This window comes from Bacillus cereus group sp. BfR-BA-01379 (genome assembly GCF_022663605.1).
In the GTDB taxonomy this organism is placed as follows: domain Bacteria; phylum Bacillota; class Bacilli; order Bacillales; family Bacillaceae_G; genus Bacillus_A; species Bacillus_A mobilis.
Genome location: NZ_JAKUFT010000302.1, coordinates 1 through 227, shown reverse-complemented (window position 1 = coordinate 227; position 227 = coordinate 1). Strand labels below are relative to the sequence as shown.

Below are 227 nucleotides of genomic sequence, written 5' to 3'. Positions count from 1 at the left end.
AATGATGGCAGAGAGGTCACACCCGTTCCCATACCGAACACGGAAGTTAAGCTCTCTAGCGCCGATGGTAGTTGGGACCTTGTCCCTGTGAGAGTAGGACGTTGCCAGGCTATTTATATCATCGCGGGGTGGAGCAGCACGGTAGCTCGTCGGGCTCATAACCCGAAGGTCGCAGGTTCAAATCCTGTCCCCGCAACCAAATGGTCCCGTGGTGTAGTGGTTAACAT

General features: G+C 54.6%; 1 tRNA gene and 1 rRNA gene. Both read left to right on the top strand.

The features are described 5' to 3' along the window. A 5S ribosomal RNA gene (gene rrf / locus MR113_RS27965) occupies positions 1-110 on the top strand; the annotation flags it as partial. 12 nt (positions 111-122) lie between these two features. Next, a tRNA-Met gene (locus MR113_RS27960) sits at positions 123-199 on the top strand. Positions 200-227 lie beyond the last annotated feature (28 nt).